Origin of the sequence: Crocosphaera sp. (assembly GCF_030064895.1) — a bacterium.
In the GTDB taxonomy this organism is placed as follows: domain Bacteria; phylum Cyanobacteriota; class Cyanobacteriia; order Cyanobacteriales; family Microcystaceae; genus Crocosphaera.
On record NZ_JASJEB010000004.1, the window covers coordinates 67,274 to 90,744 of the forward strand.

At 35.8% G+C, this 23,471-nt stretch carries 20 protein-coding genes; 3 read left to right on the forward strand and 17 right to left on the reverse strand.

What is annotated here, in order from left to right:
* Window positions 1-250 precede the first annotated feature (250 nt).
* Window positions 251-1,621: a serpin family protein gene (locus QNJ66_RS01860; RefSeq protein ID WP_300502491.1), complete on the reverse strand. Its 1,371-nt coding sequence runs from the start codon at window positions 1,619-1,621 to the stop codon at window positions 251-253.
* A 155-nt stretch (window positions 1,622-1,776) separates the two neighbouring features.
* Between QNJ66_RS01860 and QNJ66_RS01865 the strand changes: the two genes are divergently transcribed.
* Both QNJ66_RS01865 and QNJ66_RS01870 read left to right on the forward strand, forming a co-directional pair.
* Complete coding sequence (locus QNJ66_RS01865) at window positions 1,777-2,406, forward strand: MotA/TolQ/ExbB proton channel family protein (protein ID WP_300502493.1); 630 nt, start codon at window positions 1,777-1,779, stop codon at window positions 2,404-2,406.
* A 94-nt stretch (window positions 2,407-2,500) separates the two neighbouring features.
* The gene (locus QNJ66_RS01870) at window positions 2,501-3,175 is read left to right on the forward strand and encodes a biopolymer transporter ExbD (RefSeq protein WP_300502496.1); all 675 of its coding nucleotides are present in this window, start codon (window positions 2,501-2,503) and stop codon (window positions 3,173-3,175) included.
* Window positions 3,176-3,258: 83 nt separating this feature from the next.
* Here QNJ66_RS01870 and QNJ66_RS01875 read toward each other — a convergent pair whose 3' ends face one another.
* Complete coding sequence (locus tag QNJ66_RS01875) at window positions 3,259-3,651, reverse strand: hypothetical protein (RefSeq protein ID WP_300502498.1); 393 nt, start codon at window positions 3,649-3,651, stop codon at window positions 3,259-3,261.
* 218 nt (window positions 3,652-3,869) lie between these two features.
* Here QNJ66_RS01875 and QNJ66_RS01880 point away from each other — a divergent pair, with 218 nt between their 5' ends.
* Window positions 3,870-5,117, forward strand: a complete 1,248-nt coding sequence (locus QNJ66_RS01880; RefSeq protein ID WP_300502500.1) for a VWA domain-containing protein — start codon at window positions 3,870-3,872, stop codon at window positions 5,115-5,117.
* On the opposite strand, the gene QNJ66_RS01885 is transcribed toward QNJ66_RS01880, so the two are convergent.
* From QNJ66_RS01885 to QNJ66_RS01955, 15 genes are all read right to left on the reverse strand, one after another.
* A complete protein-coding gene (locus QNJ66_RS01885) occupies window positions 5,118-6,101 on the reverse strand; it encodes a GntR family transcriptional regulator (RefSeq protein WP_300502502.1) in 984 nt (327 codons plus the stop codon).
* A 246-nt stretch (window positions 6,102-6,347) separates the two neighbouring features.
* Window positions 6,348-8,063: a hypothetical protein gene (locus QNJ66_RS01890; protein ID WP_300502503.1), complete on the reverse strand. Its 1,716-nt coding sequence runs from the start codon at window positions 8,061-8,063 to the stop codon at window positions 6,348-6,350.
* A 43-nt stretch (window positions 8,064-8,106) separates the two neighbouring features.
* A complete protein-coding gene (locus tag QNJ66_RS01895) occupies window positions 8,107-9,060 on the reverse strand; it encodes an ABC transporter ATP-binding protein (protein WP_300502505.1) in 954 nt (317 codons plus the stop codon).
* A gap of 150 nt (window positions 9,061-9,210) precedes the next feature.
* The gene (locus tag QNJ66_RS01900) at window positions 9,211-9,657 is read right to left on the reverse strand and encodes a response regulator (RefSeq protein WP_300502507.1); all 447 of its coding nucleotides are present in this window, start codon (window positions 9,655-9,657) and stop codon (window positions 9,211-9,213) included.
* Window positions 9,629-11,911, reverse strand: a complete 2,283-nt coding sequence (locus QNJ66_RS01905) for an ATP-binding protein (protein ID WP_300502509.1) — start codon at window positions 11,909-11,911, stop codon at window positions 9,629-9,631. Before QNJ66_RS01905 ends, QNJ66_RS01900 begins: the two co-directional genes overlap by 29 nt.
* Before the next feature lie 261 nt (window positions 11,912-12,172).
* Window positions 12,173-12,922 carry a Uma2 family endonuclease gene (locus tag QNJ66_RS01910; RefSeq protein ID WP_300502510.1) on the reverse strand — a complete coding sequence of 250 codons (750 nt, stop codon included), beginning with the start codon at window positions 12,920-12,922 and terminating at the stop codon, window positions 12,173-12,175.
* Window positions 12,923-12,933: 11 nt separating this feature from the next.
* On the reverse strand, window positions 12,934-13,443 hold the full coding sequence (locus QNJ66_RS01915; protein WP_300502512.1) for a gluconokinase: 510 nt from the start codon (window positions 13,441-13,443) through the stop codon (window positions 12,934-12,936).
* 63 nt (window positions 13,444-13,506) lie between these two features.
* The gene (locus tag QNJ66_RS01920; protein WP_300502514.1) at window positions 13,507-14,388 is read right to left on the reverse strand and encodes a hypothetical protein; all 882 of its coding nucleotides are present in this window, start codon (window positions 14,386-14,388) and stop codon (window positions 13,507-13,509) included.
* Window positions 14,389-14,488: 100 nt separating this feature from the next.
* The gene (yqeK, locus tag QNJ66_RS01925; RefSeq protein ID WP_300502516.1) at window positions 14,489-15,064 is read right to left on the reverse strand and encodes a bis(5'-nucleosyl)-tetraphosphatase (symmetrical) YqeK; all 576 of its coding nucleotides are present in this window, start codon (window positions 15,062-15,064) and stop codon (window positions 14,489-14,491) included.
* Between the two features lie 355 nt (window positions 15,065-15,419).
* Window positions 15,420-16,676, reverse strand: a complete 1,257-nt coding sequence (locus QNJ66_RS01930) for a P-loop NTPase fold protein (protein ID WP_300502518.1) — start codon at window positions 16,674-16,676, stop codon at window positions 15,420-15,422.
* 1 nt (window position 16,677) lies between these two features.
* Window positions 16,678-18,744, reverse strand: a complete 2,067-nt coding sequence (locus tag QNJ66_RS01935; protein ID WP_300502520.1) for a tetratricopeptide repeat protein — start codon at window positions 18,742-18,744, stop codon at window positions 16,678-16,680.
* Between the two features lie 323 nt (window positions 18,745-19,067).
* Window positions 19,068-19,412, reverse strand: a complete 345-nt coding sequence (locus QNJ66_RS01940; RefSeq protein ID WP_300502522.1) for a hypothetical protein — start codon at window positions 19,410-19,412, stop codon at window positions 19,068-19,070.
* 491 nt (window positions 19,413-19,903) lie between these two features.
* Complete coding sequence (locus QNJ66_RS01945) at window positions 19,904-21,580, reverse strand: M14 family metallopeptidase (RefSeq protein WP_300502524.1); 1,677 nt, start codon at window positions 21,578-21,580, stop codon at window positions 19,904-19,906.
* 62 nt (window positions 21,581-21,642) lie between these two features.
* Window positions 21,643-22,155 carry an adenylate kinase gene (locus tag QNJ66_RS01950; RefSeq protein WP_300502526.1) on the reverse strand — a complete coding sequence of 171 codons (513 nt, stop codon included), beginning with the start codon at window positions 22,153-22,155 and terminating at the stop codon, window positions 21,643-21,645.
* 2 nt (window positions 22,156-22,157) lie between these two features.
* Window positions 22,158-23,378 (reverse strand): bifunctional sterol desaturase/short chain dehydrogenase, encoded by a 1,221-nt coding sequence (locus tag QNJ66_RS01955; protein ID WP_300502528.1) that lies wholly within the window; start codon window positions 23,376-23,378, stop codon window positions 22,158-22,160.
* Window positions 23,379-23,471 lie beyond the last annotated feature (93 nt).

The window sequence follows — 23,471 nt, forward strand, 5'->3', positions numbered from 1 at the left end:
ATTAACCAAATTATTATTAAATATTAATCAATTTAATTTTAACTGACATAACATACAAGTACAAAAAAAACTAAATAAGAAAATAAGTAAAATAAATTATCAATCAGTTACAGTCAAAATCAACTCTGTTACATGTTTTCACTTCCCTATTCCCTTTCTAAATTAGCTAGTTTTATCGAAGGTGGAAAATATCAAAAGGAGGCAGGAGTTAAAAAGCAGGAGGCAGGAGGTTTATTGTTTGGAAGGAGCTTTAAGGTTCAAAAATCATGCCCATAAATAAAATATTGCCTGTTTCATTATCTCGAATAATGGACAAAAAAGGACGATCAATCGTCAAAGAAAATTTTTGTTTTCCCTTATTTTTTGATATTTCTTGAACTGACAAATCTTTTCGCGTAGAAGAGTTAACACCATGTTCATTAATGGTTAAAATAGTTTGATGTTTCATCCCACTGATATAAGTAGCATGAGAACTTAGCTGAGAAAATTCCGCTTTGTCAGCAGCAAACATCGTTGAAAAACCCAACTTTTTTAAAGCATTTGTCAAATTTACTTCATCGTTTAATCGAAAGCGAGGTAACTCTAATAATCCTTGACTTTTGCGAAATTTAGAGAAGAGTTTGCTTGACTTTTTAGCCGTGATTTCCTCAAGAATTGTCGGTAAATCACTTTCTGCTTTGGGCAAGAATAAATATAAACTAAAACGTCCGTTACCATAAGGAAGTTCCGCGGCCTGTACTTCAGGTGTTTCTAAGTAGTTATAAACTCCTTTACGGGACATAAACGGGTAATTTTTAACTGATTGATCCCTTAAATAAAAAGGTTTATCCTTGGTTAAATTGCTATCAAATTCTCTTTTCCATCGTCCCTGAAAAGTAGCAGTATTAATCAGAAAAAGAACATCATCAGCCTGAGTAGAATCCATAATTTTCCGAACCTGTCCTTGAGTTTCTTCAGTTACCCAACGGTTCACAATACCTCTCGCTTCAGAACTGGAAAAATCTAAATTAGTAATTTTAGCCTGATAATAATTACGACTATTCTTACGAAATTGATAACGAAAAGGAAACCCTTCCTTTGCCCACAGAGAATTAGTGACAATGAAGTTACTAGAAAGTTCATGACTATTTAAGTCATTGTAGAGATTTTGGTTGGCGCGGTTGAGGGTATTAGCACTAACATTTTTCAGGTATAATCCTTGAGAAATTTCCGTTTGAGTCGCTCCTGTTGCGCCATTGTAGAGCATAGATAATGTCAGGGCAACACTGGTAGGAGCAATCAAGATATTTTCGTTTTCTTGACTTTCCGTCAAAGTAGAGAATAACTTAAAGCCAAATTTTACTTGTCCATCAACCAAATATCTTTGTTGAAGGGTGGGTTGAGGAAAAACAATTCTCGGGGAAACTTCTCGTAACCCTTTAACGTCCTTAAATACTCTGGGTAAATCTGTTTTTGAGACAGCAACTAAACCAGTCAAAAAAGAGACAATAGAGAGAAATCTCAAGGTAGCTTTCGTTGGTTTTAGAGTCCTCATCACCATCTGTCCTATTTGCAATACAGAAATGTTCATTGTGGTTAGGGTCAAAAGTTCAATATTTCCTAGTACAGATAACCGCTTCATAATTTTTATGGGTCATCTGTTTATCGATAGACAATATCTTCTTCTTTGGGGATATAATTGATTGCTAAACATCAATCTTATAAATTGTAAATAAATCATTACAACTGTTAATCTGTTTCTCCAAGGGAAATAAGCAACGGAGGTTAAGCAAAACTGTGAACATCCAAGAAATTATGACAAAAGGTGGACCTGCAATGTGGCCACTGCTTATTTTGTCAGTATTAGCATTGAGTACCATTATTGAACGTTCTGTGTTTTGGATACAGTTTCTACTCAAAGAAGGAAAAATTGTCAATCGAGTGCTAGAAATGGCGACTCATAACTGGGATGCTGCCCCGAAGGTGGCGAAGGAGTATAGTAAGCATCCGATGGGAAATTTTCTCTATGGACCCCTGAGATTAATCAATCCCGACCCAGAAGTGTTCCATTTAGCCTTAGAATCGGCGGCCGATGACGAACTGGCCCTGATGAGACGAGGGGACAAGATATTAGAAGCAGTGATTGCTTTATCCCCTCTACTGGGATTACTGGGGACGGTTTTAGGTTTGATTACCTCCTTAGGAGATATCCAAATCAGCGATCTCGGCACTTCCTCAACCACAGGTGTTACCCTGGGTATCGGAGAGGCACTCATTTCAACTGCGACGGGATTGATTGTTGCCATTATCAGTTTGACCTTTTATCGCATTTTCCAGTCCCTTTGGTCGAATCAGGTAAGGGTCTTTCGTAAAGCCGGTAGTCAGTTAGAAGTGATTTATCGTCAACGCTGGTCAGACAGCGACTGAGATCGTTCTATACTTTATAGCAATACTCCTTCAAAGTTTACAGAAACTTTTGACGAATAAACCTAAATATACTCATTTTTTTAAATATTGACCTATGACTGGTAGTAAAGCTCCTCAGAAAAAATCCCCATCACCCTCAGTTTATTCTCGACCATTGAAGTTATGGCAAGACGCTTCTTCTCCCCAAGAAGTGCGCATCGAGATTTTACCCATGATCGATGTCATTTTTTGTATTTTGACATTTTTTATCTTGGGTGCTGTGGGTTTGTCCCGTCAGCAAGCCATCAGTTTAGATTTACCCAAAGCCGGCTCAGGAACCCCCCAAATGCGGGAGATGTTGGTGGTGAGTCTAGATGATTTTGGTCAAGTTTATGTGGAAAAGCAATTAGTCACTCGTAATCAATTATCCAATCAGATCAAGAGCTATCATCAATTAAACCCCAATGGCTTAATGGTGCTTCATGCTTCTAGAAACGCCACTTATAACGAGGTAATTCAAATTTTAGATATGTTACGAGAAGTAGGGGGCGATCGCGTTGCCTTAGCCACGTTACCTGGAGAAAACGAAGCTAGTCCTAGTTCTTGGAATGATCCCAGTTTGACCCCTTTACCATCCCAAAATAGTTTGCCTGGAGGCTATCCTAATAATTTTCCTGCAACCCGTCCCAATAATCCTGCTAACGGGTTAGGTAATTATCCGACTAATCCTTTACTCCCTTCTCAACCCAACAGGTCGACTATTCCTCAAACCACTGTGCCTAATAATTAACCTTGAACAGAAATATTTAATTTCATAAGAGGCTCCTCACCTAAAGCTCTTTTCTCGCCCCTTTAGCTTCTTGCTGACCTATCTCAAGGCATCATCCGACAAGCTAATAGTTGTTCTTCTAAGGCCGCGATACGATTATAAGCGGCCGTTAATTGTGCGGTTAATCGTCTAACCTGAAGATCGGTGGTTAATAGAGGTTCTTCTTCAGGAGCGATTAAAGTGTGAGTTTCACTATCATCCAGTAAAACATCTTTATGTTCCATTACTGATTGATAGTGGTTGGTTTTCGGCACACTTGGGGGAACCGAAGGAGACACGCTCGCTATAGACTGGGGTTGGGTCGGTAACTTTTCGTTAACCACCGCTTCACTACGTAGGTGAGATGTCCCCATCTGTAGGCTAAGCTTTTCAACAATATGATGAAGTTGTGTTACCTGTTGATTAAGTTCATTAATTTGTTGTTGTAGCCCATCCATAAGAATGCCCATCACTAAAAAACTGTGCTATTGTTAATCCTAGAATTCCCTGAGACGGATAGTTATAGATTCCTGATTCATTTAACGATTACTTCACTACTCTTCATTAAATCCTTAACGAATCTGTAGATAACCATTTATCCTTAAAATCAAGGATATCATTATGATAAACGACTATTAAGCACCGTAAAACCTTGATCTTGTCTTAAATAATTGATATGAAAGTTAACTTAAAAAGTTCCTTAAATGATAGACATATTGATGCTAATCAAAGCAACAGTCAACGACAAGTTGCTATCTCTCTTTCTGCTGTCAGTGAAAGCAGCGATCTCAGTCTGCCTTTAAATTTGGGCTTAATTTTAGACCAGAGTGGGTCGATGACAGGGAAACCAATGACAAGGGTGAAAGAAGCTGCTCTCTATCTACTGGAAGGATTAGGACCAGAGGATCGCCTCTCTGTGGTAGCCTTTAACCATCGGGCCAAAGTAATTGTTCCCAACCAAGCAGTGGATGAGATGGACAAGGTTAAACAAGCGATCGAAGGTCTCCACGCAGCAGGAGGAACTTCTATCGATGAGGGGATGAAGTTAGGGATCAAGGAAGTTGCTTTGGGTAAAGATGATCGGGTTTCTCAAATCTTTTTGTTAACTGATGGGGAAAATGAACACGGTGATAACGAACGCTGCTTAAAATTAGCCCAAGTTGCAGGAGATTACAATATCACCCTCAATACTTTAGGCTTTGGCAACCATTGGAATCAAGATGTTTTAGAAAGTATTGCCGATGCAGTGGGAGGAACTCTCTGTTATATCGAACAACCAGAACAAGCATTAACTGAGTTTAGCCGTCTTTTTACCCGTATGCAGTCTGTGGGGTTAACTAATGCTTATCTTTGCTTAGAATTTGTCCCAGAGGTACATCTGGCAGACTTTAAACCGGTGGCCCAAGTAGAACCCGAAACCGTAGAATTAAACGCCCAACAGGAAGGCAACACCTATATTGTGCGTTTGGGGGATTTAATGATGGATAATGCACGGGTGATTCTGGTTAACCTATATTTGAGTCAATTATCGTCAGGAAATCATACTATCGGTACGGTACAAGTGCGTTATGATGACCCGTCTTTGTCCCAGACGGCTTTATTATCGGAGAAAATTCCCTTAACCGTAGAAGTGCAAGGAGAATATGAGGCTAAAGTTGATACTAAGGTTCAGAAGTCCATCTTAACTTTAGCTAAATATCGTCAAACCCAGTTAGCTGAAGCCAAGTTAAATACAGGCGATCGCCAGGGGGCGGCTACATTGTTACAAACGGCAGCTAAAACGGCTTTACAATTAGGTGATAAAAGTGCAGCCACAGTTTTGCAAACCAACGCCACTCAGTTACAAGCAGGGGAAGAACTGAGCGAAGCGCAACGGAAAAAAACTCGTATTGTTTCTAAAACTGTTTTGCAAAGTGATGAGTAATCAACCCAGTCCTAATTCTAGTTTGAGGAGGTTAATAGAGGTTTCTCCGATATAAGATTGAGAACATATTATATCGGGAGGGCGAATAATATCGTCTCTAACCCTTAGAACAGCTTCTCTAACCAGAGAATAACTAGCCGGATCACTCATGATAGTTTGTGCCGATCGCACTAAAGTTAAAAGTTGATGGCGATCGCTGGCCTGAGCGGTAATTAATAATAAATCATCTCCCCGTAAACTGTGGATGAGAATTTCTGCAACGCGAATAATTCCTGGACTTAAACTAACAATTCCTAAACGAGTATCGTTGGCTAATGTTTTAATAATGGCCAATTCTTTGCCATAATCATAAATATCGATGGGAAAAACACGAGTTGCATAGGAAGAGGCAATCAATTCCGCTTCGGGGATAAAATAACGACTTGTTACTACAGTAGCGGACTTTTTTTGCGACAAAACGTTATCCAAATTCTCTATAGACACCAATTCTACGGGGATAGCTAAAGCCTTTTCTAACTCTTGTAAAATCAGTTCTCCTGCTCCCATATCCCTACTGGGAACGGTTACTACTAACTGCGCGCTGCATCGCAAACGCCAATCAATCACCGCTAGAGATAATTCTTTGGCTTGGGAGAGGGTTAAACCTTGTTTGAGCAGTTCATCTAGGGTTTTATGAACCAGTTGACTTTCTTGAGGATATTGGCTGAATAAGGGGGTTTCTGGTAGGGAAATGTCTTCGTTATTTTGCTCTTTAACGTATATTCCTGAACCGGCGATGGACTCAACTAAGCTCGCTTCTTCGAGTTGTTGATAAACTTTACTGATGGTATTACGATGTAGTCCCGTCATAGTTGCTAGTTGACGGGTACTCGGTAAACGATGGCCAGGAGGATATTGACGAGAAGCGATGGCAAAGCGCATCTGATCAAATAGTTGTTTAGAGGCGGGAATATCACTATCGGATTGTATTTGGAACTTAAGCATAGTCACCACGCCGAGTAAACCCTATCAGATTTATGGATATTATAACAAAACACGGGAGCGAGAAAGGCTGAAAATAGAAGCTGAACTTAGTTTAATATCTGAAAATCAGATAAACTGATTATAAAATCTATATTTAAGATCATATATTTTTGCTTCAATATCTATACAGTGTTTGATATCTTTTTCACAAGTTAATTAGGGTTAAGCTTTTATTCAGCGAACCCTAATTAACTCGTGGAGTTACTTTCATCTACCTGAAGAATTTAACAACAATTTAGTTTCTGATTCTCCGGATTTTTGTAAACATTTGCTCATTTCATAGCTACCTAAAGCGATGAGTCCCCATTGACTTAATAGAGGAAATATAACTGACATCATGGTTAACATATTTAAGTTATTGTGGAAAGCAGCTAAATTGAAAATAGTAAATAACCAAGGTGTTATAGCTTCATTGGGATAAATTTGTAAAATGGCAAACATCAGAGGAGGAACAATCATTAAAACAGCAATGACTGCAGTAGCAATTAAAGCAGGTTTGGGAAGTTTAAATAGGAGAATACGTTGACCTATGACTGCATAAATTATTAGCATATTTAAAGTCATAAATAGTGCTAATAAAACAGCCAAGGGATTATCTAGGGGTGCTATCAATGCTGTGGGTAGCAGATAGACAAACATAATGCCTACATTGAGAGCGATCGCTAGGGGTGAAGGACTTTTTTCTCCTAAAATTAAATCTCGGAGTATGGAACGGGAATTTTCGGGGTTTTGGTGACGATATCTTGCCCAATCATATAAAGTTTGACGATGGGGACTCAAGGCCACCATTAATAAACAAGCAAAGGCAATAATGAACATTTGTAAGACAATCATATTAGCAAAAATATGATCTTCTATGTTTTCCCAGCGGCCTGCTTGAAAGATAAATCCTGTGCTTATAATAATAAAACTAGCTGAAATACCATAACTATTTATTTTACTTATCCAAGTTGCATTAGGATTACGAAAACGTCTGTTTAATGATTGGTTTATCCAATAAATCCAAACCCCATAATTAACGAAAATAAAACTAATTCCTAAGAAAGAATTGTTCCAGAATTGTTTACCATACCAAGCAAACTGTTGTAGGGTTTCGTAATCAATATCTGCTGTTTTAACAGGAATATAAGTTGATTCAACTAGATAGGCTAAAATTGTTCCTGGATAAAACAACATTAACCAATCTAAAGGGGTGTGGGAAATAAAATCATGGGAAGAGAAGAGAATACTTGTAGTGATAAATAGAAACATTAAAACCAGTCCACTACATAGAAAAGCTTGAAATCCTCCTAATCCTGAACTTACTAAACCGAATAGTAACGAAAGACTATAGAAAAATGCACAACTAATAATAATGCCTAAATAATAGGCTAATATTAGACTAGGAGAAATACGTGCTTGAATTCCAGCTATCAAATGTAGGGGACACAAAATAGCAGACAAAAAATAAATAATTGAAGGAACTCCCAGGATTTTACCTAAGAGAATATTTTGAGAAGAATGGGGACTTAAACGGATAAAGTTTAGGGTCCCTCTATTTTCTTCTTTTGATAGATCAGCTATCAATAAATAGGTTCCAGCTATTAATAAAATAAATAATCCGACAACGCTAAGAACTTTAAAAATGTCTAACCACCAAAGCTGCCAATTAATAACCCAATTACCTGCTAAGTCTTTAATACATGATAGATGATTATAACTTCTATATCTCCCTGATGGTGTAGCAGTACAATAACGACCATATTGGGGTGTGGTAATGCTATCTATGGGGAGTTCTGCTTCAAAAGCTATTAGTAATAAAAATTGAATGCCAACAGCAATAATTGCAGCAATAGACAAATTACGAACCTTAAAACGTCCTTTTAATTCTCTGATTAATTGGGGATTCAAGTCTCCAATTTTATCGATATAGGTGACAAGCATTGGCTTTTTTCTCCTAGATTTATGTTTGAGTAAGTAACATCAATTATGATGGTTGTTGATGGCCTAAATTAAGAAAAATAGACTCTAAATCTTCTTGGGTACAATGAAATTCTGCAATGGGAATTCCTTGATTGATAAGATGCTTTAATAATTCGGCACTTTCTTCATCTCCTCCTGAAAAATTAACTCGTAAACTATTTTTATGAGAGATAATCTCCCATTCTTCCACTTGAGAAAAGCTTTTTAATTCTTGTTCAAGTTGGGTTAAGTCCCCTAAAGTTTTGATAATAATTTGTTGATGAGATAATCTTTGGTACAGTTCCTTGAGTGAGGTACTTTCTACTAAATATCCTAGTTCCATAATACCAACGGAAGTACATAATTCGGCTAAATCACTCAAAACATGGGAAGAAATTAAAACAGTCATACCCACACTTTGCAAGCTTTTAATGACTTCTCTAAACTGCATTCTAGCAATAGGATCTAAACCTGAAACCGGTTCATCTAACAATAATAAAAGGGGATCGTGTAAAATAGTTCTTGCTAAGCTTAATCTTTGTTTCATTCCCCTGGAAAGGGTTTTGATATTGCTGTATTGTTTACTGGTTAATTGAACTAATTCTAGAACTTCTTGAAGACGACGACGACGATGGGGTAATCTAAGATGATATAGTCTAGCAAAATAATCTAAATAATCCCAAACATTGAGGTCTTCGTATAAGGGAAAATCATCTGGAAGATAGCCTAACTTTTCCTTAAGACGGGGGTGACTATTATCCCTTAATAAGCGATCGCCATAAATATGAATTTCTCCTGCGGTGGGTTCTTCCACTGCGGCCAACATCCGGATCAAGGTGGTTTTTCCTGCACCATTGGGCCCGATTAATCCGTAAACTTCTCCGGCCTGTACCTCCAATTCTAGCTTATTGACAGCAATATGGCGTTCAAATTGCTTAGTAAGGTTAGAGGTGGCGATCGCTAGTTCTGAGACTATCATAGTTCAGTTATTAGTAAACTTTGAATTTTTAGCAATACTATGCTTGATATAGTTAGCTTAGCTTTTTATTCAAGGAAATGACCACAATTTATTCTGGACTATAATTAAGTATCATAATATATAAGAAATCTTGAATATTTAGAGAAGTTTTTAATGATCTGGTAAAGTAACCATGTCTAACCAAAAAGATTCAATTCCTTTTACTAATTTAAACAAGTCTTTTAAATTACGAGATTTAGTAATATAACAGTTCACATAGAGGTCATAACTTTCCTGAATATCCTCATCATTACTGGAGGTTGTTAACACAATCACTGGAATACGTTTGAGATCGGGATCGGCCTTAATTTCTGCTAATACTTCCCTCCCGTCCTTGCGAGGTAAATTCAAATCTAGAATAATTAAATTAGGACGGGGAGACTCGCTAAACTCCCCGTCTTTTCGCAAGTAGGCCATCGCATCCATTCCATTCCGAACTATCATTAATTGATGGGGAACAGTACTGGTTTTAAGGACTTCTTGAACTAGACGAATATCTGCCTTAGAATCTTCTACTAAGAGGATAATTTTATCTTGTTGACCCTCTCTTGCGATCACGTTCTGTACCTCCTACTGGTATGGTGAAATAGAATGTTGCACCCTGGCCCAATTCTGACTCTACCCAAATTTTACCGCGATGGCACTCGATTATTTTCTTACAAATAGCTAAACCCATACCGGTTCCTGGATATTCGTCACGGGTGTGTAACCGTTGAAAGATGACAAAAATGCGATCGCTAAACGTGGGATCGATCCCAATACCGTTATCTTGTACGGAGAATAACCATTCATCCTCTAACCGTTGCGCTTGAATATGAATGTCCGGGGTTGTTTCGCTGCGGAATTTTATCGCATTAGAAATTAAGTTTAAGAACAATTGTATTAACTGCGTACTATTAGCCATGACGGTAGGTAGAGGATCATGGGTAATGATAGCGTTTGTTTCTGCAATGCGTCCCCGTAAGTTTGCGATCGCTTTTTTCAATGCGCTTTGGGATTCGGTCAATTGAAACTGGATATCGCGTATATCCACCTTAGAATAGGCTAAAACATCGTCTATGAGGGTTTGCATCAAGCTGACCCCTTCCACGGCAAAATTGATGAATTCTTTGCCATCCTCGTCTAATGCTTCATCGTAGCGCATTTCTAACAGTTGCACATAGTTGGAGACTTGGTTCAAAGGTTCTTGTAAGTCGTGGGAAGCAACATAGGCAAATTTCTTTAATTCTGCGTTAGATAGTTCTAAATCGTGGGCTAATTCTGCTAATTCGTCTGCTTGTCGGAGAATAATGTTAACTATCGCTTGTTTTAGTCCTAATGCGGCTTTAATTTCTATGGGTTTCCAAGACAGGGAAGTTAAACGGACGGTTTCTTTCCATAATTCAAAGGATTTTCGGGGACATAAGCGCAAATTTCCGTCTATTTTCTGCATTTCGTAAGCTTTAGAGGGATCTCCTCCCCAATTAACTGTTTGAATTACTTCGGGACGGAACCAGAGGATATAATTACGGTGAGAAATTTTAATTGCTAATAACCCACTGGCGACATTTTTAAAGTTGCGCGCATCTGCGTATAAATGAGGTAAAGAAGGGGTAGAAAATACTTCTTCATCGACATTTTTTTTCAACCATTGCAGTAAATATTTAACTTCTTCTTGGTTAGGAGTTTTTCCTATTAAGTTATATTCGTCTCCTACACAAATTACAACTCCTTGAGAACTAGTTAAGTCTAGCAGGTTTTGATGACTATTAATTAACCCTTCAATAAAGGTATCTGCTTGGGACATTGATTCGATTAATGCACCCTGAATAGCGGTTAATTTCATGCGATAATTATAGTCTTTTGTTTCTTCTTTAGCGGAAATTTCAGAAAAAACGACTTGTCCCAAAAATTCGCAAGCTTTTCTTAATTCGTAGGGAACATATTTCGGTGTTAAATGGTGACAAGCGATCAGTCCCCATAATTTTCCGTCGTCTATTAAGGAGATGGTTAAAGATGCACCCACACCCATATTATGGAGATATTCGAGATGACAAGGTGAGGGACTTCTAAGGATCGAATGGGTTAAATCTAACGCTGTATCATTTAGGGGGTGTAACTTAGGAAATAAATCGACTCCAGTTGCTTTTGCGTCTGGAATTAAACGTATATAGTTAGAACTGAATAGTCTTCTTGCTGGTAAGGGAATATCAGAAGCAGGATAATGTAAACCTAAGTAAGGTTCTAATTCTGCTAGTTTATCTTCTGCTATAACTTCTCCGTGATCATCTTCGTCAAATTTGTATAACATGACTCGATCAAAACCGGTCATTTTCCGAACTTCTTGGACAATAATTTGACAAAAATCTGTTAAATTTGCATTAGTTTGTAATTGACTAATAGAGGCTTTTGCTAGGTGATAAAAACTTAAAAATGGAATATTCTCTTGAGAAATAGCTGGTTCCAATTCTAATATCAAGAATCCTTCGACATTACGATGAAAAACACCATCAAAAATAACGTAATTATCTCCATCAATTCTTGCCCAAAGTTTGGTAGGATTAATAAAATCTAGGTTATTATTTTCCAATCCTATTCTTAACTGTTCAATTTGAAAACTATCAAAAATATCATCTAAAGTTAGATTAACAATTTCTTGTGGTATAATTCCAAAAAATTGTTTAGTATTGCTGCTGGTTTGAACAATTTTCAGGTTAGATTCATCCAGAACAAATAATACTCCATGAGGTTGAATTTTTCCCCATAAATGTATTTGTAATTCTTCTAATCTTTTGAGATTAATGTCTTGAGTAATATGAGAATTACTAATCATAAAGCTTCCCTCGATGTACTTGATTAATTAATTATGTTTCATCTTAAAAATGTCAATTCAATGCAAAATTTTGCCTTCAGTGTAGTGAATTTCTATAATATATAATTAATTTAACCTTGAATGTAAGTTTAGTATAGCGTAGAATTCCTATTATAGAGACAATAAAGAGTTAAGAATCAAGATAAAATGTAAACAAAATAAAATATTAATCTATATTTTGTAATTAAACTAAATCTAAATGCTAAATGAGAAAAGTTTTAACTATATTTCATTGGGATTAATTCCTAATTCTCTTAATTTCGCTTTCAACTGTTCATTTTCTTGCAAAGCTAATTCTTTTTGTTCTCTTTCATAATCTTGTTGTTGTAAAGCTAATTCTTTTTGTTCTCTTTCTTGACTCGCTGCTTCTTCGGGACTTGATACTAATTCCCCATCGATGTCAAAATAACGTAATTTATCTTCATATATTCCTAAATATAATTGTAATTGTTCACTCCATAAACATCCTTGTTCATTGGGTTCAATGGGTTGATATTTTCCACTGATTAAAGTAAAACCTTTAAACTCTAATGTATAAGGGTCAAACCAAAAATAATCTGGTGTTCTAAATGTATCTTGATAAATCTCTTTTTTTTCTCCCCTATCGGTTGCTGCGGTACTATCGGATAAAATTTCAATGATTACATTAGGATACTTTCCTTCTTCTTCCCAGACTACCCAACTTTTGCGTTTTTCATCCCATTTCGTTCCCAACACTACAAAAAAATCTGGACCTCTAAAATCTTCTGATTTTTTCTGATTGGGACTGTAATAAATGGTCAGGTTTCCTGCTGCAAAATAGTCTTTTCTATCTTGCCATAACCATTGTAAAGATTTCAGCAATAAAATAATTTGAGTTAGGTGTAAATAGGTTTCCAATGGGGGTTCATCACTCCAAAATTCTCCTTTAGGAAAAATTATCTCATAGTTTGGTTCTGTTGTTGGTGGAGATGGGTTTGAAGTGGTAATCATTGGGAGAAAAGTTAGAAATTATTGTTAATTTCTATTTTAGCGTAAGTTTGAGCAATAATTTCCTGTACAATTTTTTCAACTGATAAATTGATATCAATAATCACAGCATTTTCTGGTTCTTCTAATGTTTTAAATTGAGAAAGTAACATATTTTCTTTCATAAAATGTTCTGAACGATTTTGCAACCTTTTTAAAATAGTTTCATAGCTTCCTTGTAAATAAATAAAAATAATATCTGTTGTATTTTCTTGTAATAAATCTCGATAATATTGTTTTAATGCTGAACAAGTTATAACAGAATTTTTATTTTGTTTTTGATGTTGATTAATAACCAATTTTATAGCTTTTAACCAAGGTAAGCGATCGCTATCATTCAAGGGAATACCTTTACTCATTTTAGTAATGTTTTCTGGGGGGTGAAAATCATCAGCATCATAGAAAGTGCAACCTAATTTTTGACTTAAAGCTTTACCTATTGTTGTCTTTCCTGAGCCTGATACTCCCATAATTAAATAAATCATTAAAACTAATTAATTAAGTTTTTATTCGCCCCCCAAATTACCAATTTAAGACATCACAATCTTCTAATTTTTATTACAAAAAGGAATAGTCCCATATTCATAAACAAATGATGTCTTTGTTTGTGACTTATCCGATACCCAGTTACTCATTCCCTGCATTGCTGTAAAGACTTTTTTTGCTCCACTAGCAACCTTTTCTGAATAATCTTCTTTATTTGTTTTATCTTTATACTTAAAAGAGATTTCAGCAATTTTTGGTTCTGTGGAACTTGGAGAATCATACCACAAAGTTAGACCAAATTCACCATCTTTATTACCTAAATCTACTTCACCTCCTTCATAAACTTTCTCACTTATGGTTAACCCATTAACTTCTTTTATTGCTTCATTCATATCAAATTTGTATTTTTCCAGTTCGGGATAAAGTCTCACAGGATCATCCATTTTATTTAAGTTTTTAGTGGCTGAAATTGTTTTCTTAGCTGAATAAGAAAACTTGGAACAAAAAGGTTTACTGATGTCTTCTTCAAACTTAGATTTGTCACCACTTATAGGTAGAGAACCAGCAATATATCTATCAGGTGAACGGAACTTAAGTACGACTTCTCGCTCCTCATTTTCAACTCTTTCACGAAATACTAAGTCCTTATTTTTTAGTTCACAGGTTCCTGGTGTATCGTAAAATGTAACGGTGCGGTTCTTAGCAAGGGTTAGAGAACCTTTCGTATCTATGTTAATGGGTTCCCCTTCAACAAGTAGCTGAAGTTCCCTCCAATAATCATTAACTGCATTCTCTGGGTTGCTACCATTAAAGTTGCTTGGAACCAAAATTAATTTATATTCCCGAGATGTTATCACGGGCCCTGCGTTTGCTAATGAAGTTGTAAATACAACTAATGAAATGATGCAAACAAAGAGTATTTTTGTAATTCTAGTAATAAACATAAACTTTTCTCTCCTGTTTAGTTATTCTTGATCTTAGAATAGATACTTAAATAAAAATATTAAAAATTGTGTTCTTAAATCTCTCACAAGTTAATATTTTTTAATGCTTAGCTCTTACTTTATGTAATGCCCAATTACGGGTTAAAATAGCTCTAGGATGAATAGTTTTATTGTGTTTTATTAGATATTGTAGAGAATATTCACAAGTTTGTTGCACACTTTTATAAAGATTAGTCGAACTTACTTTACGCATTTTTTCTAATTCTGAGTTATTCCCTCTATTTGGTTCTAAAGCATCAGCAATAAAGACAATACAACTAAGATGACTCATTTCAGGTTTACCTAAAGTATGGTTACGAATCGCATTTAAAATGTCTTCATCTTTTACCCCAAAAGTTTCTCTAGCTATAATTGCGCTTGCATCTGCGTGTAAAAGATGGGGGTTAAGTAAACAAATTTCATCAATTTCATTGTTTTCTTTTTTAGCCATTGCTAATAGTTTAGGTGGTGGGAAAAACTTGGCTAAGTCGTGCATTAATCCTGCTTTTGCAGCTTTTTCAGGGTCAATTTTATGATAAATTGCTAATTGTTCACACATTTTTTCAACTCCTAAAATGTGTTGCAAACGATGTTCCGAAACATTATTTTTTAACCAATCAATAACTTTTTCTCTCATAATTATTCAAAAAATAACAACTATTCTACTTATTATTGTAAGACATAAGGAGACTCAATAACGTGAGTTCGGAGTTAGGAGTTATAAATTTTTTAACGAGAGAATGAAGGTTTGAGAATTCTTATTTGAGTCAGTTTTCTCGAAATTTCCTTATATCGAACTCAGGTCAATAGATTTTTGTTTTAGGGAACAGGGAACAGGGAATAGGGAACAGTAAATCATAAAAAAGATATCTTATAGATTAGTACATAATAGTATTATATTTCTACAAATACGTCCTTGTAGGGGTTTAACAATGTTAAACCCAGACGATTGATTTTCTCACAACTGAAACCTGATTATTATATCTGTTAAATTATGACTCAGATTCAGATTCAGCAATTAATTTTTGTTGAAATAATGGGGAAGGTAAAAAGCGAAATCCTTTTTCATCTTCTTGACGAATTAATAATCCTTGTTCTTCCATAGTTTTGAATTGTGGTAATAGTTCAACAAAGGTCAATGCGTCTAGTTTATCTAATGTTGCATCGGAAATATTTTCACTGATTCCTCCTGCTTCATCAGCAACATATAATAGGTGACGAAACTGTGGACTTAACCGATAAGTAAATTCTGTTTGTAAGCTGTACCAAATTTCATTAAATGCTGTTTCATCTATGGTTTCATAATCTTGTGAGGCAGCTTTTCTTAATACTTTTTCGCAAATAACATTTAATTGTCGGGGAACTCCCTGTGCATATCCAGTAATTAAGTTAGTTACCTCTTCTGTGAAGGGATAAGTATCATTTCTTTGTTCATCTCTAACACTATTAAGATAGTTAATCATAATCTGCTTTAAGTCATCTTGACTCATGAGTTTTAGGGGAATATCTTCAGAAAAAATGCCTAAACTTTTAAGGGTAGAATCTTGTAGTTCTGTAAACCCTCTTCCCGTCATAATAAAGCCCCTATTTTTTCCCATGCGAAACAAATCTAAACTACTTTCTAAAATACTCTGTACAACAATAGTTTCTTTTTTATCGAAATCATCAATGGCAATAACAACACGAGAATAGATTTTTTCCGCTTTATTAAGCAAACGAATCAGTAAAGGATAAGGATCAATGTTATCAGTAGGGCTAACTTTATTTGATGTTGATTCTTGTCTTTTGCCAAAGGAGAGTATACCTAGTTTAACTTGTCCTTCTATGGTGGTTTTTGGATTTTGGATAGAATAACCTAACAAAGTATCAGTGATGTCTTTTGCTTCTTCATCTTTGTCCGCTAAACTATCGGCAATACCTAATAATAAAGCGCGGTAAAATTCGTCACTGCTATCCCCAGGAATACTACTTAAATACAGAACTAACATTTGTTCATTAATTTCGGCAACTTCCTGCTGTAACTGATTAATTAAGTTAAAAATCAAGGCAGTTTTTCCAATACCCCACGCCCCTCTAATTAAGATATTTCTTCCTTCGTAAAGAGTAGGAATGGCGATATCTAAAACCTCATCCCTTCCATAAAAAATCTGTGCTAATTTTTCGGGATCATCCGGAGGAGTAGGACGAAAAGGATTTTCTTTTAGTCCCCATTTTTTTAGGTTATCATTATGTTTTTTTAGTCTTGACATTTTAGCTTAATTCTAGTATGTTCAAAAGGTTGTTAATTTCTTCGAGTAGTTGCGGATCGGGATGGTTTTGATAATAGGTTTGTGCCTCTTTTAAATGGTCATAAGCTTGTTCAATTTTTCCTGTTTGTATTTCTAAGTTACTGAGGGCAACGGTAACAGAATAGGTGTTTTCTTCATCCCCTAAACGACGAAAAAGACGCAAGGAATCTTTAAAATGGAGTCTGGCTTTTTCTAAGACACTAATGCGATGATAAACACGGGCTAATTCAAATAAAATAGGGGCTAAATGGGGAACATTTTTGCTTTTGCGATAGGTTTGACTACAGCTTTCTAAGTGTTTAATCGCTTCTGGATAATATCCTCCTTCAAAAAATGTTCTGCCTAACTGATAGTAACTATCAAAAATTAAATCAGCATTGGCTGTTTTTTCCAAGATATCTTTTGCTTGTTGATAAACAAGAATCGCTTCTTTAATATCTTCCGGGTTGTTAAGCAGTTGAAACCGTTGCCGATAACTATTACCTAAATTATATTTTATCTGCGCCCAATAATCAGGAAAGGTCTTACCTGTATAAACTTTTAAAACATTTTCATAACAAATAATAGCTTGATCTAAATTATCTGTTTCATCCCCAATACTGCGCTTAAGATAAGCATTAGCTAGATTATATTGGGTGTTTGCCCAGTCCAAAGGAAAACTTTTCAAGGTGTGAATGTTTAACGCTTGTTGATAACAAGAAATAGCCATTTCTAAATTATCGCTAGAATCTTCTTTAATGCGATCGCTATAAGCAAACCCCAGATTATTTTGTGTGGTGGCCCATTCATAAGGAAAAGCGTCACGGGTATAGACTTCTAAAGACCTCTGATAAGCTTGGATTGCATCTTCTAAATTATCGGCCCTTTCCCCTCTGATGCGATTTTTATAAGCATTCCCCAGATTATTTTGTGATCTTGCCCAATAAAAAGGAAAAGCGTCACGGGTATAGACTTCTAAAGACCTCTGATAAGCTTCGATCGCATCTTCTAAATTATCGGCCTTTTCCCCTCGGATGCGTTGATTATAAGCATTCCCCAGATTATTTTGTGTGCTGGCCCATTCATAAGGAAAATTGTCATAGTTATAGATTTCTAAAGACTTCTGATAAGCGTGGATCGCATTTTCTAAATTATTAGCCCTTTCCCCTCGGATGCGTTGACTATAAGCATTCCCCAGATTATTTTGTGTTTGCGCCCATTTTTGAGGAAAAGCGTCACGGGTTCTAACTTCTAAAGACCTCTGATAAGCTTGGATCGCATTTTCTAAATTATCGGCCCTTTTCCCTCGGATGCGATCGCTATAAGCAGTCCCCAGATTATTTTGTGTTTGCGCCCATTGTTGAGGAAAAGCATCACGGGTTCTAACTTCTAAAGACCTCTGATAAGCTTGGATCGCATCTTCTAAATTATCGGCCCTTTTCCCTCGGATGCGTTGGCTATAAGCATTCCCCAGATGATTTTGTGTTTGCGCCCATTTTTCTGCCATTGTTTCACGGGGACGCATTTCTAACACAGTTTTATACCCTTTAATAGCAATTTCTATATTATTCGCCCGACTTCCTAAAGGAAACTCCATAATATCAGTACATAAATTTTGAATCACTCCTACTATCAAAGCAGCTTTTTCTGGGTTGATTTGAGAAACGGTATTTTTCGTCCATCGTTGCAACACTTGGCCAAAGAGATCATCTAATAGGTGTTTATGCTTTTTTAGAATGGGATAAACCACCGCAGGATCATTACTCTTCCATTCTGCTTGTAATACTTCTAAGAAAAAGTTTTGATAGTCTTGGATATTATTTTTTTTTCGCTTTGCATATTCTTTTAATATAAAATGGCGTAACCAAGGAGCATTATTGCTTTCTGGTTTTTGTTGTTCTAACCAGTCTGCATATTGGTTAACTATTTCGATAAACTCTTGATTAATTAACTCCTCATTTTCTTGCAGTATATTGGGTTCTTCCCCTTGAGGACAGTTGAGTAATTCTTCGATTAAATTAACGTATTTTTGTGATTGTTCTTCATTCATGTTAATTGTCATTCCGAGGGAAGAGGAATCTCATGAGGGTGTTAATTATCAAATTTAATTGTATTGTATTATATTACTTGGCTTCGGCTTAATGATATTAAGCCCCTACATTACATATACCAGTCAGTAATGATATATGAGAAGCGAGAATATATCAGGAAATAATAGTATTATATCCCGACAAATACATCCTTGTAGGGGTTTAACAATGTTAAACACAGAAAGCTTATTTTCTCACAACTGAAACCTAATTCCTATATTATCAAAGTCATTATAACTTCTTAATTCCCCTCCTGGGAGGGGTTAGGGGTGGGTTGACTTCATCAAAGGTTAGGTGTAAAAAATAATTTTGCTCCACCCGTAATTATAGCACTAGCGACAATAACAATTAACGCCCAAATCTGATTTTTTTGGGTTCCTTCTACATTTTGTAGTCGCTTATCCATTCCTTCAACTTTCTCGGTTAAAGTTCCTAGTCCAACTTCTAAATTATTGAGACGTTCATTAACTTTATCTAATTTATCATTAACGTCTTTTTTGAATTCTTCAATTTCTTGCTTAACTTCTTTAATCTCTTGCCTCATTTCTTTGTGGTTGCTGTCTATCTTATCCTCAATACGTTTAAGGATTTCTGCGGTAGTATAGGTAACGGTGGATGTATCACTCATAAGTTTAATACCTAATAATATTGCTTGATTCTTACTTACTATTTTAATTTTAGCAAATATTTAAACCATGTAACTATAAATATTATTCCTGATTTTATTAAAGTTTATAGATTACTAATATTGCTGCTGAAAAATATACGAGAAAAATTATTGATTTCTTTAACCTCTTTGAATCTAAAAAATTATGTCATAATTAGCTATGATATCTATAAATAATCATGGTTTAGAATAAGAAATAAGACCAAATCCGATTGTCAAAACCTCTTTATTGTTTTGCTATCTTTCCTCCCACACCTCCCACACCTCCCACACTCCCCACCCTCCTCAACTAGAAAGATAAGGGGGGTATCTAAACCGGATTTGGTATAAGACCTCTTGTAAAAACGTTTTATGCTAAGATAAAAAGCTGTTTTTTGTTTCAATTTCTTGGCCAAGATACTCAGAATTCATCAAAAGTGGCATAAATTTTTGAGTAACTTTTTCAGCAAATCCTAACTAGATGTTAAGGAAAAACAACCTTTGACTTTACCTGCTCGTTCTGAACAAACAGTTACATCAACAACAGTTTCCGTGGTACTTTTTACAACCCATTCTAGATGACGACGGTAATCTGTTCCTTTGGCCAACCAACTTAATGCTTTATTAGAACGTCCTTCTAAATGGTCCATTTCGAGTTCTAAGTTCCCACTAATTAAACTTACCCCATCAGGTAAAGATAAAATGACTTCAATTGGTCTGACCACCTTACGTTCTAAGGCTTTTTTGCTAGTATAAGTGGGCAAAAATCCCTGATTTTCTACCTCTAGAACAAGATGATAAATGTCTCCTCCAACATAAGTTACATCGGTACGAGAAATCCCTAAACGAGGACACATTAAAGCGAGACTGATAGCAAAATCACATTGTTTTTTGCACAAATCGGGTAAATATTTTATAGGAGCATTTTGCCAAACCTTTTTATAATCCCATCCTCCAATTTCTACTTTTCCCAACTGAGGATGGTCAAACGGTTGCCAAGGAATAAACCCTTTTCCCTGTAAGTTTTCATCATTCCATTGTAATAATTTCAACTCATCTTCAGGAGGGTGCCAACGATTCCATTCTACATAATGATCTTTTTTTATTCCTGCTTCTGTAGCTGCATCCCATAACTCAATTGTGAAGCCAAACCAACCAAAATGATCGTAACCATAGTCATCCATTACCCCATAAGTGACATCTTTGGGATGATAACGAAAATCATGATAAACAGAAACACATTCATACCCTGTTATTGTCTTCCCCTTCTCCCCTAAAAGTTTATAGATTTCTAAATCTTCTACCGGGAAATCCTCATCAGGATGGGTGCTGTAAGGACGGAGAATTACAGCAGAATAGGTATGATAACTAATAAAGCCATTAATATTACGGTTTTTCTGCCAAAATTCAGCTTCAGCACGGGTTTCAGGTTCAGAAAAAGGAAAATCACCTGCTCCTTTTTGAGTGCCTTCTGGGGCCCATAGATGGGGATAATTGCGGTTAAAGTCCATCCCTTCCAGGGGGGGAGCTAATTTAACAGAATAGCCGTCATAATTGCGGATTTCCCCTTCAGGTAAGATGGTGTAGTATTCCCCTCCAAATTCTTCTGGTTCACGTCGTATCATCAAACGAGAATCTTGTTCTGAGACTTTCCAGGCCCCACAGTCATCCTTAATTCTCATCTCTAAAATCAAGTTATCACCATTAATATCTTGGCGATGCAGTCCATCTTGTTCATCGTCGTAGGGATAAGGACGAATCGAGGAGCGTAAACGATGGGGAGAAGTTAAGTATTTTTCTGCTCCATCAACAGCCAACCGTGGTAAAACATAGATGGTGTAATTGTCCAATAAACGGGTTAGTTTATCATCTTCAGAGTACCCCTGGCATAGATGATAAATAATATAACTGGCAACTGCTGACCCTGTAATCTCTCCAGCATGGGTATTGCCATCAATCCAATAACCCGGTTTTTCCAGATAATTTCCTGTATTTTTATTAGTGAGAATGGCTAACCAAATATCTTGTTTAGCGTAACTCATCCCAATGGTTTTTAATTCTACCAGTTGGGGATAAGTCAAAGCCATCTGATGAAGATAATCCACCAGTTCTTGATAGGTATAATAGTGACTAAAATCAAAGGAATTCATGGGTGATTGTGATTAGTTTTCATTAACAATTAACAATTATTTCTTTGAAAAGTAAGACAAATTTAAGCGATTGATTCGTAAAAATACTTGATGTCATTAGTTGATTTTAGATGATAAACTTTTTTTGTTTTTTCTGCTTCTAAAACATAGTCACGATATCTAGGAGTTAAACGCTTATGACATAACCAAAGATTTTTATAACTTTGCAGAGAACTTTTCAATAAAGGACTATTTTCTGGCCAACCTTTTGGGGGAACAAAAAAACCTGTAATAAACCTTTTTGTTACCCACCAAAAATGAACAGATAAAGGTAAATCAATATAAACCAAAGTATCCGCTTTTCCCAAGGTTAACCAGACAGTTTCTAGAGAACCAAAACCATCAATTACCCATTCATTTTTGTTGATAATTTCCTCATGATTTTGTTTAAACTCTTCATAAGGAATCTCAACACCTCCAGGTTTATATTGAATTTTATCTAAGATATAAAGGGGTAAATTTGTTATCTCAGATAACTTTCTACTCAAGGTAGATTTACCCCCACCAGTATTACCAAACACTGCTACTTTTTTCATTTTTATGATGATTTAGTAAACAATTTAAAATATAAATTTTGACAAAATTCCTTAACAGGAAAAGCAATAAAAGTAATCGGATTAATGGTAACAATAATATTGCGAATATCCGATTTTGCACCCTTAATAATTTGCTTAGCAACCCAATTTGCTGACATCACACCAATAGGATTCAAATTACTTTTAAACGGTCCCAAAATTAACTTTCTGACCACGCAAGGCGCATCTAAACGCCGCAGTGTAATTAAGTCTCCCCAGGTTCTTTTACTGAGTTCATAAAGAGGACTAATCGCCGGGTTTACTTCCGCTTCTGACGTATTAACCCAAACTTCCTTACAAACCTTATCCTTATTGGTTTTAATAGTTTGAAAGAAAGTTTCCATCAATCGCCAACCCGAAAAAGTATTGACTTCGTAAGAATTTATAATAGACGCTTGATCTCTTTTGTCATGAACATTAATGCCATGATTAATAATTAAAATATCTACTTTTGCCAAATCATCCAATAAATCGCTTTCTCTCCCCACTTTCCAAGTTAAAGTTTTAACAGGAGAAAACTGATCATCAATCTCTAAATTGATTGTCTTCTTTTGAGAAGTAAAAGCAACAACTTTAGCCCCATTTAACCGTAACTCTTTCAATAAAGCTAAACCTAACGTTCCCGATGCACCAGTAACAGCAACAGTCTTTCCTTTAAGAGATAAAGAAGTTCCCATAATTTTATCAACTAGAGTTAATGTGCCACAATAATAAGCCTTTTGATCATCAAAATGATGTCGCCAATGATAAGGACGATTCACAAACCAAGGGTCAGGAAGTTTGGTAAAATTACCAGGACGGTGAGTAATGTCGGTCAACTCGTCGACATAGGGAACTCCTGCACCTCTGGCCATGGCCCCACCCAAAAAAGTTAAGGTATAAATAGACCCAGACCAAGCCAACCAACCATAAGAAACGTTATAGTAATAACAGATAATGCCAGGAATAAAGCTTAAAGTGAGCATCACCAAAGCTTCCGGAACATCATTATACCAGTGTGCTTTACGATAAATTTCTTCGCTGATGGGAGTCAAGTCTGGCCGAAATACCTTATGATGCCAACCATGAAGACGATATAATGGTTGCCAAACATGAGAAAGGACATGATAACAGTCTCGGACAATCTCTACCCAAACAACGGTACTAATAATAAGTATAAAAGCGATAATTAGATTATTTACCATAAATCAACTAATTTTAGGTTTTTTCTTCACAAAATAAATTATAAGCCATAACCTAAGCTGTTACTAAAGACACAGCAAAGATTATGATAGGAT